The sequence below is a fragment of the Nocardia sp. NPDC058497 genome, from assembly GCF_042720195.1.
Classification (GTDB): Bacteria; Actinomycetota; Actinomycetes; order Mycobacteriales; family Mycobacteriaceae; genus Nocardia.
The window spans coordinates 1-15,289 of sequence record NZ_JBHXMY010000083.1 but is presented as its reverse complement, the minus strand read 5'-3'; the positions used below and the strand labels follow the sequence as shown (position 1 = coordinate 15,289).

Below are 15,289 nucleotides of genomic sequence, written 5' to 3'. Positions count from 1 at the left end.
CAGTCGGAGCCGGCGTCGAAGGAGTCGTCGAACTTCTGGAACTGGCGGTCGCGGGTGAAGCTGAGCGTGGCCTGGTCCCAGTCGGCACCGGTCTTCAGATAGACGTAATAGGTTCCGGCGATGCCGCTGAGGGTGGCCTTCGAGTTACCCCGCACGTAGATAGTCGCCTGTGGCGATGCGGGATTGCCGTTCGACACCACCACGGCGACGTCGTCGCTGTTGCCGTTGTCGATGCTCAAGGTCCCGGCGCCGTTCAGTCCGGCCTGCTGGACGATCTCACCGTTGTCCGCACGCCGATCCAGCAGCGGCAGAGCGGGCATCGACGGCACCACCGGCGCGGCCAAGGCCGCACTCTTCGACGTGCCCGCCGAACCGCTCGACAGATCCGAACTCGCGCAACCGGCCACCGTCACCGCCATCGCGGCCACGGCCACGGCCACGACGAAAACACTGCGCTTCGACATACTTCCCACCCCATCTTCAGGCCCGGACCTACCGAACCGACTCGCGGACAACAGTATCGCGGTCCCCCGACAAGAACGCCAACCGGTCCGCCGATGACCGCTCGATGGTCGACACCCTCTGTCGCGACTCAGCTCGGGCCCGCGAGCCGGTCCAGGAGCGGGCCGGTGCGCGGGCCGACGAGTTCGCGCATGACCAGGGCCATGTTGGTGCGTTCGACGCCGGGGATCTTGAGGATCTGGCCTGCGATGCGATAGAGGTCGTCGGCGTCGCGGGCGACGATGCGGACGGTCAGGTCGGTGGAACCGGTCATGCCGCAGACCTCGGTGACCTCGGGGACGTCGGCCAATTCGTCGACAACGGCGTCGAGCTGATGCTGATCAACGACCACCGCGACGAAGGCTGCCAGGGGATAGCCGAGGGCGCGCGGTTCCACCCGGCGCTCGAAGCTGCCGAGTACCCCACCGCTGTCCCAGCGGGCCAGCCGCGCTTGCACGGTGTTGCGTGACAAGCCGAGCCTGGCGGCCAGTTCCACGCCGGTGGCCCGCGGGTTGGCGATCAACTCGCGCAGGAGCCGCGCGTCGGTGGCGTCCAGAGTCACGGCGTCGGGTTCGCGACTTGTCATACAACGCAGTATGACAGTGTTCGGCCCGACCAGACCATGCACTCTGCTCACTCCAGTGTCGATCGCTTGCGCAGTCGGCGTTATCGTGGATGCTGAGTGATACACATCGCACTCAGCGATTGTCGTACCTGCATCGGGCCCACAAGGCGCGGTGGTGAGGAGGCGATCTCGATGTCGGAGAAACAGACCTATCCGGTCCAATTGGTGCAGCCGGACGGCAAGCGCGTGTTCGATCGCGAGCACGCCGCGCTGGTGGCCGACATCGATGCCGAACGATTGCGGCAGCTCTATCAGGACCTCGTCGTGACCCGCCGGATCGATGTCGAGGCGACCGCGCTGCAACGTCAGGGCCAACTCGGCCTGTGGCCGCCGCTGCTCGGCCAGGAAGCCGCCCAGGTCGGCTCGGCGCATGCCCTGCACCCCGACGACTACGTCTTCTGCTCCTACCGCGAGACCGCGGTGGCCTACTGCCGCGGCGTGCCGCCCGAGCAGCTGACCGCCCTGTGGCGCGGCGTGGCCCACCACTGCTGGGACCCGGACGCGGTGAACATGACCAACGCCAACATCGTGGTCGGCTCCCAGGGCCTGCACGCCACCGGCTACGCCTATGCCGCCCACCTCGACGGCGCCGACATCGCCACCATCGTCTACTTCGGCGACGGCGCGACCAGCCAGGGCGATATCGCCGAGGCGCTCGGCTTCGCGTCGACCTGGAGCGCGCCGGTGGTGTTCTTCTGCCAGAACAACCAGTGGGCGATCAGCGAGCCCGTCTCCATCCAGAGTCACGTGCCGCTGGTGCGCAGGGCTGACGGCTACGGCATTCCGGGCGTGCAGGTCGACGGCAACGATGTCCTCGCCGTCCTCGCCGTCACCCGCCAGGCCGTGGAGCGTGCCCGCACCGGCGGCGGCCCGACGTTCATCGAAGCGATGACCTACCGGATGGGCCCGCACACCACCGCCGACGACCCCAGCAGGTATCGCACCGCCGCCGACACCGAGTACTGGGAACACCGCGACCCGATCGAGCGCATCCGCCTGCTGCTCGACCGTGAAGGCCACCTCGACCCCGAGTTCGCCCGCCGGGTCGCCGACACCGCCGACGACGTCGCCCGCCGCGTGCGCACCGCGACGATGGAGATGGCAGACCCCGACCCGGTGCGCATGTTCGACAACGTCTACGCGACCGAGCACCCGCTGATCACCGAAGAGGCGCACCAGTTCTCGGCCTACCTCGCCGAAGGAGCGCAGTCATGATCACCACCTTCGCCGCCGCCCTCAACACCGGCCTGCGCCGGGCGATGGAAGACGACGCCAAAGTCGTGCTGCTCGGTGAGGACATCGGCAGGCTCGGCGGCGTGTTCCGGGTGACCGACACGCTCCAGAAGGACTTCGGCGACAACCGCGTCATCGACACCCCGCTCGCCGAATCCGGCATCGTCGGAACGGCTTTCGGCATGGCGCTGCGCGGCTACCGGCCGGTGGTGGAGATCCAGTTCGACGGCTTCGTCTATCCCGCCTTCGACCAGATCATCTCCCAGGTCGCCAAGATCCACTACCGGACCGGCGGCAAGGTGAAGGCGCCGTTGACGATTCGCATTCCGTTCGGCGGCGGCATCGGCGCGGTCGAGCATCATTCGGAATCGCCCGAGGTGTACTTCGCGCACACCGCCGGACTGCGGGTCGTCTGCCCGAGCACCCCGGCCGACGCGTATTCCATGATCCGCCAGGCGATCTCCCTCGACGATCCGGTGGTCTTCTTCGAACCGAAACGTCGCTATTGGGACAAAGCCGACGTAGATTTCGAAGGCGAACCGGATCTGCCGCTGCACCGGGCCAGGGTGTGCACGCGCGGCGCCGACGCCACCGTGGTCGCCTACGGCGGCACCGTCGCCACCGCGCTGACGGCGGCGAAGATCGCGGCAGAGGAAGGCCATTCGCTGGAGGTGATCGATCTGCGCAGTCTCTCGCCGATCGATGTCGACACGATCGCGGAATCGGTCGACAAGACCGGCAGGCTGATCATCGTGCACGAGGCGCCGGTCTTCGCCGGGCTCGGCGCCGAGATCGCGGCCCGCGTCACCGAACGCTGCTTCTATCACCTCGAGGCGCCGGTGCTGCGCGTCGGTGGCTACGACATCCCCTACCCCCCGGCTAAGCTCGAAAAGCACCACCTGCCCGACCCCGACCGCATTCTGGCGGCGGTCGACCGCTGTCTAGCCGCGTGACGAAAGGTGCCACTGTGCCGGAACAAGCCGCCGACGACGACGGTCATGTTCTCGAATTCCGCCTCCCCGACCTGGGCGAGGGCCTCGCCGACGGCGACCTGGTGTCCTGGGCCGTCGCGGTCGGCGACACGGTGGAACTGAACCAGACCATCGCCGAGGTGGAGACCGCGAAGGCGGTCGTCGCGCTGCCGTCGCCGTTCTCCGGTGTGGTCGTGGAACTGCTGGCCCAGCCGGGTGACACCGTGCCGGTCGGCGCGCCGCTGATCCGGGTGCGCAACGATCTCGAGGTCACCGCTCCGCCGACCGCGGAGTCCGTCGCCCGCAACGACGTGCTGGTCGGCTACGGCCCGGAAGCCGAATCCACCTCGCGCAGAGGTAAGTCCGTCCCGGCGGCCGCGATGGCGGCCAACACGCCGAGCACGCACCGGGCGGCGGCGACGCCCGCGGCGCGCAAGCTGGCCAAGGAGCTCGGCATCGATCTGTGGTTCGTCGCGGGCTCTGGCCCCGAGGGCGCGGTCACCGTCGAGGACGTGCGCTCGGCCGTCCCGGTGACGGCGCCGCGCACACCGGCCCGCGTCGGTGACGTGGCGCCCGCACGGGCGAACGGGCATTCCGGCGATACCGACGGCGGCCTGATCGAGCCGACGGCTCGCGAGGAACGCGCCCCGATCACCGGCATCCGCAAGCGCACCGCCGCGGCGATGCTGGCCAGCGCCCGCACGATTCCGCAGGCCAGCACGTTCGTCACGGTCGACTGCACGGCCTCGATGGAGCTGCTCGACCACCTGCGCACGACGAAATCGTTCGAGGGGCTCACCCTCACCCCGCTGGCCCTGGTCGCCAAGGCCGCACTGGCTGCGCTCGCGGAATATCCGGGGATCAATACCGCCTGGGACGAACAGAACCAGGAGATCGTCACCAGGCACTACGTGAACCTGGGGATCGCGGTCGCCTCCGATCGCGGGCTGCTGGTGCCCAATCTCAAGGACGCGCAGTCGCTGAACCTGCGCGAGTTATGCCGGGAAATCGCCTATGCGGCCGAGCTGGCCCGCTCGGGCAATGCCACCCCCGCCGATCTGCGCGGCGGCACGTTCACGATCACCAATGTCGGGGTGTTCGGCGTCGACACCGGGGTGCCGCTGGTGAATCCGGGCGAGGCGGCGATCCTGTGCCTCGGCTCGATCCGCAAGCGGCCGTGGGTGTTTCGCGACGAGCTGGCCGTGCGCTGGGTGACCACGCTCGGGCTCAGCTTCGACCACCGGATGATCGACGGCGAGCTCGGCGCGCGCTTCCTCGCGACCACCGCGGGCTTCCTGGAGGATCCGCTGACGCTGCTCAGCCGCGTCTGAGCGATATCGCCGATCCGTCACTCAGCGGCGACGCCGGCGCAGCGTCTCGGCGTCGGCGCACCGGGCGCTGCGCGCCTGGCGAGCGGGTGCGACGCGACGTGGTCGCCGTTAGGGTGCGGGCATGGAGATAGCAGGAAAAGTCGCCATCGTCACCGGCGCCGGGGCGGGTATCGGTGCCGCGCTCGCCCACCGTCTCGTCGCGGGTGGAGCGCGGGTGGTTGTCGCCGATCTCGACGCGGACACCGCCGCGAAAGTCGCCGGTGAGCTGGGCGACAGCGCGGTCGCGGTCGGGGGTGATGTCGGTGACGAGCAGGTGGTCGCCGCGTTGATCGGGGCCGCCGAGAGTGCCTTCGGGCCGGTCGACCTGTATTTCGCGAACGCGGGGATCGGTGGCGGGCCCGGGCTGGACAGCACCGAGGACCAGTGGGCCGCCGCCATCGATGTGAACGTGATGGCGCACGTCCGCGCCGCGAAACTGCTCGTCCCGGGCTGGATCGAGCGCGGCGCCGGCTACTTCGTGTCCACCGCGTCGGCGGCGGGGCTGCTCACTCAGATCGGTTCGGCGCCCTACTCGGTGACCAAACACGCGGCCGTCGGGTTCGCCGAATGGCTCTCGGTCACCTACGGCGACAAGGGCGTTCGGGTGAGCTGCCTGTGCCCGATGGGGGTGGACACCAGATTGCTCAGCGGCGATCTGATTCCCGGCTCGCCGGACGCGGCGGCGCTCGCGATCAAGGCGGTCACGACCGCGGGCGCGGTGCTCTCGCCCGAGGAGGTCGCCGACACCGTGGTCGAGGCGATGGCCGCCGAACACTTCCTGATCCTGCCGCACCCGGAGGTCCTGCAGATGTACCGGAACAAGGGCGCCGGCTACGACCGCTGGCTGTCCGGGATGCGCCGGTTCCAGGCGATGTTGCAGACCGCTAGCCGGTGACGAGTTCGGCCGCGGCCGTGCGGACCACCTCGGGGATCGCCACCGGCTTGCGGGTCTCGGCATCGACGTAGACGTGCACGAAATCGCCGGTCGCGGCGAGTTCGAGACCCGCCTCGGTCTCCTTGAAGATCGCCAGGTCGTAGGTGATGCTCGAGTTCCCGAGGCGGGCGATGCGCAGCCCGACCTGCAGCTGGTCGGGGAAGCTGACCGAACCCTGGAAGCGGCACGAGGTCTGGGCGACGACGCCGAGCGCGGGCAGCGCGGTGATGTCCATGCCGGTGGCCCGCATCAGCCAGGCGTTCACCGCGGTGTCGAAGTAGGAGTAGTAGGTCACGTTGTTCACGTGGCCGTACTGGTCGTTGTCGGCCCATCGGGTCGGCATCGGCCACAAGACGGGATAGCTCACCCGGCTGACGATAGCGCAGCGACATTCCCCTGCCGGTGGTCGCGTGGACTCACCCCGAAGTGCCTTTTGAACGCGGTGCTGAGGGCGAAGGCGCTGCCGTAGCCGACCTGGCGGGCGATGGCCTCGACCGTGGCATCGGATTCGGCGAGCAGGTCGGCGGCCAGCGACAGCCGCCATTCGGTCAGGAACGTCATCGGCGGCTCGCCGACCAGCTCGGTGAACCGGCGGGCCAGCGCGGCCCTGGACATGCCGACCGCCTCGGCCAGCGCGACCACCGTCCAGGGATGCGCCGGATTGTGCTGGAGCAGGCGCAGGGCCTTGCCGACCAGCGGATCGCTGTAGGCGTGGTACCAGGCCGGGGCGTCGTCGCGGGCGAACCAGGCGCGCAGGGCGGCGATGAGCAGCAGGTCGAGCAGCCGGTCCAGCACCACGGTCTGCGCGGGCAGGTCCTTGGTCGCCTCGTCGACGAGCAGGTCGAGCAGGCGGGTGTCGAGATCGCCGCGGGGCAGGACCGCGACCTGCGGTAGCGCCCGCAACAGGCGCCTGCTCACCGCACCCGCCGATTCGTAGGTGCCGGTGACCATCAGTGTCTCACCGTCGGGGTCGGTGCCCCACTGCCGGACGCCGAGACTCAATGTCTCGCACAGGATCTCACCGTCGGGCGTGGTGGTGACCTCACCGGGATGGATGACGATCTGCGGTTCGGTCGCCGGATCGTCGGCGACCGTATATGGCTGCGGCCCACGGAATATCGCGACATCGCCCGCCCCGAGCTGCCGCGGCGGCGCGGAATCGGTACTGACCCAGGCCTTTCCACGGATCATCGCGAGCACCGTCAGCGGCGCCTCGTCCTGGATCCGCAGCGACCACGGCGGGTTCAGCAGCGAGCACATCAGGAACGCACCGCGGGCACGCGGACCTTCGAGCAATCCGGCTAACGCATCCACACATCCACCGTAGACGACGGCGCATGTTCGCGAGCGGCACGACGATGTCGCCCGAGGCCGCGGGCCGATGTACTTATCTCATGACAAACACCGCTTCTCACCAGCAGCTTTCCCTCCTCACCGGCGGCACCGGCAAGACCGGCAGCCGCGTCGCGGCGCTCCTCGAGGCCGCGGGCCACCCGATCCGGCTCGGCTCGCGCACCGCCCCGATCCCGTTCGACTGGACCGACCGGGCCACCTGGGGACCCGCGCTGGCCGGCGTCGACTCCGTCTACCTCGCCTTCCAGCCCGATCTGGCCGTGCCCGGCGCGCCCGACATCATCCGCGCGTTCACCGCGGCCGCCAAGGAAGCCGGCGTGCGCTCGGTGGTGCTGCTGTCCGGTCGCGGCGAGCCCGAGGCGCTGGAATGCGAACAGATCGTGCAGGATTCGGGTCTGGCCTGGACCGTCGTGCGGTGCAGCTTCTTCGCGCAGAACTTCAGCGAGGGCGCCTTCCTCGGCGACGTGCTGGCGGGCGCGGTCGCCCTGCCCAACGGTGACGTGCCCGAACCGTTCGCGCACGCCGACGATATCGCCGAGGTGGCCGTGGCCGCGCTCACCGATCCGCGCCACGCGGGCGAGATCTACGAGATCACCGGGGCGCGGGCGCTGACCTTCGCCGAGGCGGTGGGCGAGATCGCCACGGCGACCGGCCGCGAGATCGCCTTCATCCCGGTCTCGCGCCCGGAATTCGTTGCGGCACTGACCGAATACCAGCTGCCCGGGGAGGTGATCAGCCTGCTCGACTACCTGTTCGGCACCATCCTCGACGGCCGCAACACCGCGACCGCCGACGGTGTGCAGCGGGCGCTCGGCCGCGCGCCGCGGGATTTCAGTGAGTACGCGAAGGAGGTCGCGGCCACCGGGGCCTGGGCACCCCAGGCGTAACCGGACGACCGATCACCACGCTCCGATGGCGAATCGTGCGCTAGCCGACCGCCACGGGAGCGTGGTGATCGCGATCCCGGCCGGGCCGGGCCGGGCCGTGCCGTGCCGGGCCGGGCCGTGCCGGGCCGTGCCGGGCCGGGCCGTGCCGGGCCTGGCCGGGTGGGTGGGCCGGACTGGTCGCGGAGTGGGGAGCGAGTGGTACAGGTACCGTCGAATTGGTGACCCCAGCGACGATCGACCGCGAGCTTCGGTTGGCCAGGGCCGCGGTGTTCGCCGCGTTCACGCTGAACGGGTTCCTCCTGGCCATGTGGGTAGTGCATATTCCGGCGATCACCGATCGGGCCGGGGTGTCGTCCTCGCTGCTCGGGATGTTCGTGTTGCTGCTGGCCGGGGCCGCACTCATAGGAATGCGGGTCGCGGGTCCGGCGGCCGATCGGTTCGGCAGCCGGACGCTCGTCGCACTGGCCGCCACCATGATCTCGGTGACGGTGATCGGCCCCGCACTGGCGACGAATCCGGTCACCCTGGCGATTGCGCTGGCCTGTTTCGGGCTCGGCAACGGCGCGCTCGACGTCTCGATGAACACCCAGGCGGTGCACGTCGAACGCGCCTACCACCGCCCGATCATGTCGGCCTTCCACGCCATGTTCTCCTGCGGCGGCTTCGTCGGCGCACTGGTCGGCGCCGCCACCCAGCGCGCGGGCTGGTCGCCGCAGCCGACCCTGACCTGCGCCGGCATCGCCGGACTCGTCGTCACCGCGGTACTCGTCCCCCACCTGATCCGGCACCACCACCCCGAAACCGGTTCTCGGCCCGAGCACTACGACGAAGGCCCGACTCCGCAGCACCAGCCCGAAACCGGTTCGCGGCCCGTGCATTACGACACAGGTCCGACTCAGCACCACCAGCAGGAAACAGGGTCGCGGCCTGAGCAGCACGACGCCACCGGGGCGCAGGTCGAGGCAGAGAACCGATCTGGGAACACCTCGGCCGACGACGCGGGCCGACAGCGCACGGCGACCACCGCCACGGATGGCGGCGCTGCCTACACGGAGAGCCGATCTCGGGCGGCCACCTCGCCCGACGGGGGCCGACAGCTGTCTGCGACAACCGTCCCGGATAGCGGCTCCGCCAACGATGCCGCTCGTGGCGGCACGGGCGAGTCGACCCCGCTGACTCCCGGAAGATCGCCCAAGACCCAGGCCGGAGACCGCGAGCGCACACGTAAGGTGCTCTCGCTCGGCGTCATCGCCTTCGTCCTGTTGCTCGCCGAGGGGGTGGCGGCCGACTGGAGCGCCCTGCAGGTCCGGGAGCATCTCGGCGCGTCCGAATCCGACGCCGCGCTCGCGTTCGGTGCTTTCTCCGCGACCATGACGCTCGGCCGGTTCCTCGCCGACCGGGTCAGCGCGGCGATCGGGCCGGTCGCCATCGTGCGGTTCGGCAGTCTGCTCGCCGCTGCCGGGCTCGGCGTGGTCATCACCTCGCCGTGGCTGCCGCTCACCCTTGTCGGCTGGGCGATGTGCGGCCTCGGTCTCGCCGGTGGCGTACCCCAGATCTTCACCGCCGCAGGCAATCTCGGCGGCATGACAGCAGCCACCGACATGTCCCGGGTGTTCACCATCGGCTATCTGGGACTGCTGGCCGGCCCCGCGGTGATCGGGTGGCTGACCGCCGTCATCCCGCTCACCGCGGCGTTGGCCGTTCCGCTGATGCTCACCCTGGCCTGCGCGGCCGCCGCGAAAGTCGTCAGTCGGTGAAGGTGATCCGAACCGAGACCGGGGTGCTCTGCAACGCGCGGAAGGTCGCCGCCGTCAGCCCGGCGAGCACCGGGTTCGGGGCGAAGCTGCGGGCCCGCGCGACGACGTCGTCAGCCGGGCGCAGCTCCGCGATGCCGGTCCGCCACTTATTGCCTTGGCGTACCCGAACTTTCGGCTCGGCACCGATATTGGCCGCCCAGCCCGACCTGGTCCCGTGCTGGCTGATCACCCACGCGCCGGTGTCGTCGAAGGCCACCGACACCGGGACGGTCCTGGCCAGCCCGGATTTGCGGCCGGTGGTCTCCAGCTCGGTCGCGAACGAGGTGCGGATGCCGAGCCGGCTCAGCGCGCGGACCGCCGGGTTGGCGAGATAGCGCCCGACCGCGCGTTCGACCTCGAACTTGCGCAGCGTCGGATCCTTCGGCACGGTCACACCCCTTCGGCTCCGGAACGCGTCGACACCGTGGTGCTTCAGCATGGCCGCCGCGGTGAGCCACGGCGTGCGCTCGGGATCGGGGTCGGCGCCCGCGCCGATGCGGTGCAGCTGATCGGTGTGCCATTGCAGGTCGAGCGCGCCCTCGAGGCTCTTGACATTGGGCAGCGTCGACACCCGCGCGGGCAGGCCGAGCGAGATGCTGGGCGAATGCAGCCGCTCGGTACGCCGGTGCAGGATGTCACCGGCCGCGCCGGGGGCGACGGCGCTGGGACGGCCGAGGCCGACCACATCGCACTCCCCCGTCTCGACCGCGTCGACCATGGCCACGCGCGACCGGAACCCGCCGGTGACGGCCAGCGGCACCGACCCGGCGGCTGCCCGCACCGACTGGGCGTACTCGAGGAAGTACGCCTCGCGCGCGACCGTACTCGCCGAGCGAGCCACCGGCCTGCCCATCATCGCGGGCGATTCGTAACTGCCGCCGCTGATCTCGATCAGATCGAGCCGCTCGGCGGCGAGCCGCCGCACCACCGCGCGCGACTCGTCCTCGGTGAAGCCACCGCGCTGGAAGTCCGCGGAGTTGAGCTTGATCGCGACGGCGAACGACGCCGACACCTCGGCCCTGATGGCGCGCACCACCTCGAGCACGAAGCGCGCCCGCCGGTCCGGATCGCCGCCCCAGCGGTCGTCGCGCTGATTGGCCAGCGGCGAGAGGAACTGGGAGACGAGGTAGCCGTGCGCGCCGTGGATCTGCACGCCGTCGAAGCCCGCGCGCTCCGCGATCCGCGCGGTGGTGGCGAAGCGGTGCACGATGTCGACGATCTCGGCGTCGATGAGCGCGCGCGGCGCCGGGATGCCGGGCAGGCCGAGGCCGATCGCCGACGGCGCCACCGGCTGGGACCGGGTCGCGAGCGGATTCGCCTGTCTGCCAGGGTGATTGATCTGCATCCAGAGCCGGGCGCCGCCGGACTTGGCGGTGCGCGCCCAGCTGGACAGGTCGTCGAGGTGGCGTTCGTCGGCGATGACGACATTGCCCGGCTCGCCGAGATGGTCGTGGTCGACCATCACATTGCCGGTGACCACCAGGCCGAAACCGCCGGTGCCCCAGCGACGGTAGAGCCGCTCCAAGCGTTCGTCCGGCGCGCCGCACGCGGTGCCGAGACCCTCGCTCAGCGCGGCCTTCATCAGCCGGTTGGGCAGCACTTGGCCGCAGGGCAGGGCGAGCTGATCGCTCAGGGCTGTCATCGGTCGGCTCCTCCGCGGATCGCGTCGAGTACACCGATCGGTGTACTTACCCGACGGTAGTACACCGATCGGTATACTTCAATCGGACCGACCGAAAGGACGCCGATGGCAGCACGCGACGGACTCGTGCAGAGCGCGATCGACCTGGTGCGCCGCAACGGCGTGACCGGGACCGGCGTCGCGCAGCTGCTCGACCACAGCGGGCTCTCCCGCCGGACGATCTACCTGAACTTTCCCGGCGGCAAGTCCGAGCTGATCACCGAGGCCACCCGGGTCGCGGGCCGGGCGATGACGACGCTGATCGAGACCTTCAGCAAGACCGCCAAACCGGAGGAGACCATCGCCACCTTCGCCGACGCGTGGAAACAGGTCGTCAAGTCCAGCGATTTCCTCGACGGCTGCCCGGTCGTGGCCGCCGCTCTCGGGCGCTCGGAGTCGCCCGCGGCCGCCGACGCCGCGGGCGAGGCGTTCGACGACTGGGAGCGGGCGCTGGAGACGCTGCTGCGCGCGGAGAACATCGCGCCCGACACCGCCCGTTCCCTGGCGACGACGGTCATCGCCACGATCGAGGGCGCGGTGGTAATGTCGCTCGCCAAGCACAGCACCGAGCCGCTGGACCGCGTCGGCCGTCACCTCACCGAGCTGGTCAAGGCGCATATCCCGGCGTGATCACAGATACATGCCGACCTCGGTCGCGTCCTGGGTGACCGACTGGATCTGGATCTCACCGTCGCGGCGCGCGACCAGCTCGGCGAGGGTCGCGCCCTCCCTGCCGATCGACTCGCCCGGCGGGCAGTCCTGCGCGGCCAGCCAGTCCCGCGCCTCTGGCGCCGACAACCGGCCGCCCTCGATCTGGGCCAGGCAGCGGCCGGGGCGAACCACGGCGGGGTGCAGCCGGGACAGATCCTCGTTGGTGGTGACCGCGATCAGCACATTGCGGCCCTGGCCGAGCATGCCGTCGGTGAGATTGAGCAGGCGCGAGAGCTTCTGTCCCGCAGCCTCTTTCGCCTCACCACGGATGAGTTCGTCGCAGTCCTCGAGCACCAGCAGGCGCCAGCGGCTGCCGTCGTCACCGTCGGCGCCCGCGGCCACCTCCATGAGATAGCCGGGATTGCTGAACAGTTCCTCCGGATCGACGACGCAGTCGACCTGACACCACGACGACCACGCCCGCGCCAGCGCACGCAGCGCGGTGGTCTTGCCTGTACCGGGCTCGCCGTGCAACAGCACCAGCCTGCCCCTGATCTCGGCGACCTCGAGCGCCATCAGCCGATCCATGCTCGCCGACACCGCCGCGGCGTAGTTGCCGCGGATCTCCGACCACGCCGGCGCGCTGATCTGGCGGCGCCTGCGCAGCGGCCGCCGGACATCCATGTGCCAGAACCCCATCTCCACGGTGGAGCCGGCGCCCGGCGGCTGCACGGCTTCGGCCGTTGCCCTGGCCAGCACGTCGACGGCGAGTTCGTCGCTGACGGCGGTCACCTCGACGGTGGCCGAACCGCCCGCCCAGCGCACCGCTCGCAGCGACCAGCCCTCGCCCTCGGCGAGCAGCGCGCTGCTGTCGTCGTCGGCGACCGAGCGTACGATCCGCGAATCGGCGGGCCGCAGCGGCGCGTCGGGTCGCACCCGGTCCAGGTGGGCCTGGCGGGCGAAGGACTGGTCGCCGCGCAGGAACGGCGCGAGCGCGAGCGCGTCGATGGCGTCGCGGGTGGAATAGGTGGAGTCGATGGCCGCCGACCACGGAAACCGCTCACCCGGATCCTCCGGCTGACGCGGCGAATCGACGAGCCTGAGCTGTTCATTACGTGTGGACACCGCGCCATCCTCGTGGGACCGGCCCGGCAATGTCCAATGACTTCTGCGCCGACACACCGGCCGCGACGCCGAAAAATGCCTGGCACGTGCCGCCGATCCGTCGGTAACGTCGGTACCGTGATGTCCACACAGAGCGACCAGGCCACCGGCGAGGCTACCGGGACGGCCGGGCTCAAGGAATGGATCGGGCTGGCGGTGCTCGCCCTGCCGACCCTGCTGATCTCGATGGACCTCAGCGTCCTCTACCTGGCGATTCCGCACATCAGCGAGGCACTGCGGCCGAGCAGCTCACAGTTGCTGTGGATCCTGGACATCTACGGCTTCCTGGTCGCCGGATTCCTCATCACCATGGGCACCCTCGGCGACCGGATCGGCAGGCGCAAGCTGCTGATGATCGGCGCGCTCGCCTTCGGCGTCGCCTCGATCGTCGCCGCGTACTCCACCAGCGCGAGCATGCTGATCGGCACCCGCGCGCTGCTCGGCATCGCGGGCGCGACGCTGATGCCGTCTACGCTGGCGCTCATCCGCAATATGTTCCACGACGACCGCCAGCGCACCACCGCGATCAGCGTGTGGATGACCAGCTTCATGATCGGCATGGTGATCGGTCCGCTGGTCGGCGGCGCGATGCTGGAGAACTTCTGGTGGGGCTCGGTGTTCCTGGTCGCGGTGCCCGCGATGGTGCTGCTGCTGGCGAGCGGTCCGATTCTGCTGCCTGAATACAAGGACCCGAACCCTGGCAAGCTCGATATTCTCAGCGCGCTGCTGTCGCTGCTGTCGGTGATGGCCGTCATCTACGGCATCAAGGAGCTGGCCAAGGACGGCTGGGCGATCGATGCCGTCGCCGTGCTGGTGGCCGGTTTCGTGCTCGGCACGGTGTTCGTGCTGCGCCAGCAGCGGCTCACCGATCCGCTGATCGACCTGCGGCTGTTCGGCAATGTGCGGTTCAGTGGATCGCTGGTCGCGCTGATGGTCGCCATGCTCGCGATGGGCGGGCTTTTCCTGCTGCTGGCCCAGTATCTGCAGCTGGTGCTCGGCCTGTCGGCGTTCGAAGCCGGACTGTGGACCGTGCCGCAGGCCGCGGCGATGGTCGTGGCCGCCGGTGTCGTGAGCGCCCTCGCGCCCCGGGTGCGCCCCGCGTATCTGATGGCGGTCGGCCTGGTGATCGCCATGGCGGGCTATGCGATCTTCACCCAGCTCTCCGGCGCCGACGACCTGGCCCTGATCGTCACCGGCATGGTGGTCTTCTCCCTCGGCCTCAGCCCGATGTTCGTCCTTGGCCTCGATCTGATCGTGGGCGCGGTCGACCCGGCCAGAGCCGGTGCGGCCTCGGCGATCTCCGAAACCGGCCAGGAACTCTCGGCCGCCCTCGGCGTCGCCGTGATCGGCAGCATCGGCACCGCCGTCTACCGCGGCCGCATGGCCGAGGCCCTGCCCGACGACCTCCCCGCGGAAGTGTCACACGCCGCCGAAGACACCCTCGCCGGCGCGCTGCACGTCGCGGCCGCACTGCCCGAAGCACTGGGCGCCGAACTCAGCACGATCGCCCGTCAGGCGTACACCCATGCGCTCCAGGTGAATTCGTTCGTCGCCATCGGCCTCACCGCCGTCGCGGCCGCCCTGGTGATGGTCCTGCTGCGCCATATCCCGGCACCGAACGAGAAGGCACCTACCGTCGACGCCGACGCGCACTGACGAACTGTTCGGACACGGCGAAATCCCGCCCGATGAGGATCGGGCGGGATTCGTCATCTCGTCGAGTCGTCCCCTCCACGAGAGTTCTCGGTGTGCGGCCTACTTGGCGGGTGCGGGGTTGTTCGGCATCGGGGAGTTGATGGTGGTGAAGTACTGCACCGCCGCCATGATGGCGACCGGCGCGGTGATAAACAGCTGTCCGCCGATGGTGCCGAGCGAGCCGATCGCCAGGGCGCCCGCGATGCAACCACCGACGGCACCGATCGGTGCGCCGAGCATCAGCGAGATCGGGCCGGTGAGAGCGATGCCCGCCGCGCCACCGAGCACACAGCCGACCGCAGCACCGCCGAGGCCACCGACCAGGGTGGCGATGCTGGCGCCCAGCGAGATGGTGCCGGTCATCCGGCTCCAGGCCGCGACCTCACGGTCGTACTCGCTCTTCCACGGCGCCTTGTCCTCGTAGGGCA

At 69.9% G+C, this 15,289-nt stretch carries 14 protein-coding genes and 1 pseudogene; 8 read left to right on the top strand and 7 right to left on the bottom strand.

Translation table 11 applies throughout. The features are described from left to right. Together ACFWPJ_RS08845 and ACFWPJ_RS08840 are read right to left on the bottom strand one after the other, a co-directional pair. Positions 1–464 (bottom strand): hypothetical protein (locus ACFWPJ_RS08845; RefSeq protein WP_378848974.1); only part of this gene is annotated, 464 nt, incomplete at its 3' end. Positions 465–592: 128 nt separating this feature from the next. Then, positions 593–1,087: an Lrp/AsnC family transcriptional regulator gene (locus ACFWPJ_RS08840; RefSeq protein ID WP_189031043.1), complete on the bottom strand. Its 495-nt coding sequence runs from the start codon at positions 1,085–1,087 to the stop codon at positions 593–595. A gap of 171 nt (positions 1,088–1,258) precedes the next feature. Here ACFWPJ_RS08840 and pdhA point away from each other — a divergent pair, with 171 nt between their 5' ends. The 4 genes from pdhA to ACFWPJ_RS08820 all read left to right on the top strand — a co-directional run bounded on the left by pdhA (position 1,259) and on the right by ACFWPJ_RS08820 (position 5,595). Next, a complete protein-coding gene (pdhA, locus tag ACFWPJ_RS08835) occupies positions 1,259–2,341 on the top strand; it encodes a pyruvate dehydrogenase (acetyl-transferring) E1 component subunit alpha (protein WP_378848972.1) in 1,083 nt (360 codons plus the stop codon). Beyond that, positions 2,338–3,312 (top strand): alpha-ketoacid dehydrogenase subunit beta, encoded by a 975-nt coding sequence (locus ACFWPJ_RS08830; RefSeq protein WP_378848970.1) that lies wholly within the window; start codon positions 2,338–2,340, stop codon positions 3,310–3,312. The genes pdhA and ACFWPJ_RS08830 overlap by 4 nt, the downstream gene beginning before the upstream one ends. A 14-nt stretch (positions 3,313–3,326) precedes the next feature. Further along, the gene (locus ACFWPJ_RS08825; protein ID WP_378848968.1) at positions 3,327–4,661 is read left to right on the top strand and encodes a dihydrolipoamide acetyltransferase family protein; all 1,335 of its coding nucleotides are present in this window, start codon (positions 3,327–3,329) and stop codon (positions 4,659–4,661) included. A 121-nt stretch (positions 4,662–4,782) separates the two neighbouring features. After that, entirely contained in the window at positions 4,783–5,595 is an 813-nt protein-coding gene (locus ACFWPJ_RS08820) for an SDR family oxidoreductase (protein WP_378848967.1), read from the top strand. Here ACFWPJ_RS08820 and ACFWPJ_RS08815 read toward each other — a convergent pair. Both ACFWPJ_RS08815 and ACFWPJ_RS08810 read right to left on the bottom strand, forming a co-directional pair. After that, positions 5,585–5,977, bottom strand: a complete 393-nt coding sequence (locus ACFWPJ_RS08815) for an acyl-CoA thioesterase (protein WP_378848976.1) — start codon at positions 5,975–5,977, stop codon at positions 5,585–5,587. The genes ACFWPJ_RS08820 and ACFWPJ_RS08815 overlap by 11 nt on opposite strands. Before the next feature lie 20 nt (positions 5,978–5,997). Next, entirely contained in the window at positions 5,998–6,948 is a 951-nt protein-coding gene (locus ACFWPJ_RS08810) for an AraC family transcriptional regulator (RefSeq protein ID WP_378848965.1), read from the bottom strand. An 80-nt stretch (positions 6,949–7,028) separates the two neighbouring features. On the opposite strand from ACFWPJ_RS08810, the gene ACFWPJ_RS08805 reads away from it, so the two are divergent. Beyond that, positions 7,029–7,874: an NAD(P)H-binding protein gene (locus tag ACFWPJ_RS08805; protein ID WP_378848963.1), complete on the top strand. Its 846-nt coding sequence runs from the start codon at positions 7,029–7,031 to the stop codon at positions 7,872–7,874. A gap of 218 nt (positions 7,875–8,092) precedes the next feature. Then, positions 8,093–9,631 (top strand): MFS transporter, encoded by a 1,539-nt coding sequence (locus ACFWPJ_RS08800; RefSeq protein WP_378848961.1) that lies wholly within the window; start codon positions 8,093–8,095, stop codon positions 9,629–9,631. Here the strand turns inward: ACFWPJ_RS08800 and ACFWPJ_RS08795 are convergent. Then, positions 9,621–11,312 (bottom strand): nitroreductase family deazaflavin-dependent oxidoreductase, encoded by a 1,692-nt coding sequence (locus tag ACFWPJ_RS08795; protein WP_378848960.1) that lies wholly within the window; start codon positions 11,310–11,312, stop codon positions 9,621–9,623. The genes ACFWPJ_RS08800 and ACFWPJ_RS08795 overlap by 11 nt on opposite strands. Positions 11,313–11,417: 105 nt before the next feature. On the opposite strand from ACFWPJ_RS08795, the gene ACFWPJ_RS08790 reads away from it, so the two are divergent. Beyond that, positions 11,418–11,981 carry a TetR/AcrR family transcriptional regulator gene (locus ACFWPJ_RS08790; protein WP_378848958.1) on the top strand — a complete coding sequence of 188 codons (564 nt, stop codon included), beginning with the start codon at positions 11,418–11,420 and terminating at the stop codon, positions 11,979–11,981. On the opposite strand, the gene ACFWPJ_RS08785 is transcribed toward ACFWPJ_RS08790, so the two are convergent. Next, positions 11,982–13,127 carry a DUF5925 domain-containing protein gene (locus ACFWPJ_RS08785; protein ID WP_378848957.1) on the bottom strand — a complete coding sequence of 382 codons (1,146 nt, stop codon included), beginning with the start codon at positions 13,125–13,127 and terminating at the stop codon, positions 11,982–11,984. A 117-nt stretch (positions 13,128–13,244) separates the two neighbouring features. Here ACFWPJ_RS08785 and ACFWPJ_RS08780 point away from each other — a divergent pair, with 117 nt between their 5' ends. Next, positions 13,245–14,822, top strand: a complete 1,578-nt coding sequence (locus tag ACFWPJ_RS08780; RefSeq protein ID WP_378848955.1) for an MFS transporter — start codon at positions 13,245–13,247, stop codon at positions 14,820–14,822. A 99-nt stretch (positions 14,823–14,921) separates the two neighbouring features. On the opposite strand, the pseudogene ACFWPJ_RS08775 reads toward ACFWPJ_RS08780, so the two are convergent. Next, positions 14,922–15,289 (bottom strand): annotated as a pseudogene (locus ACFWPJ_RS08775) (hypothetical protein); the annotation flags it as partial.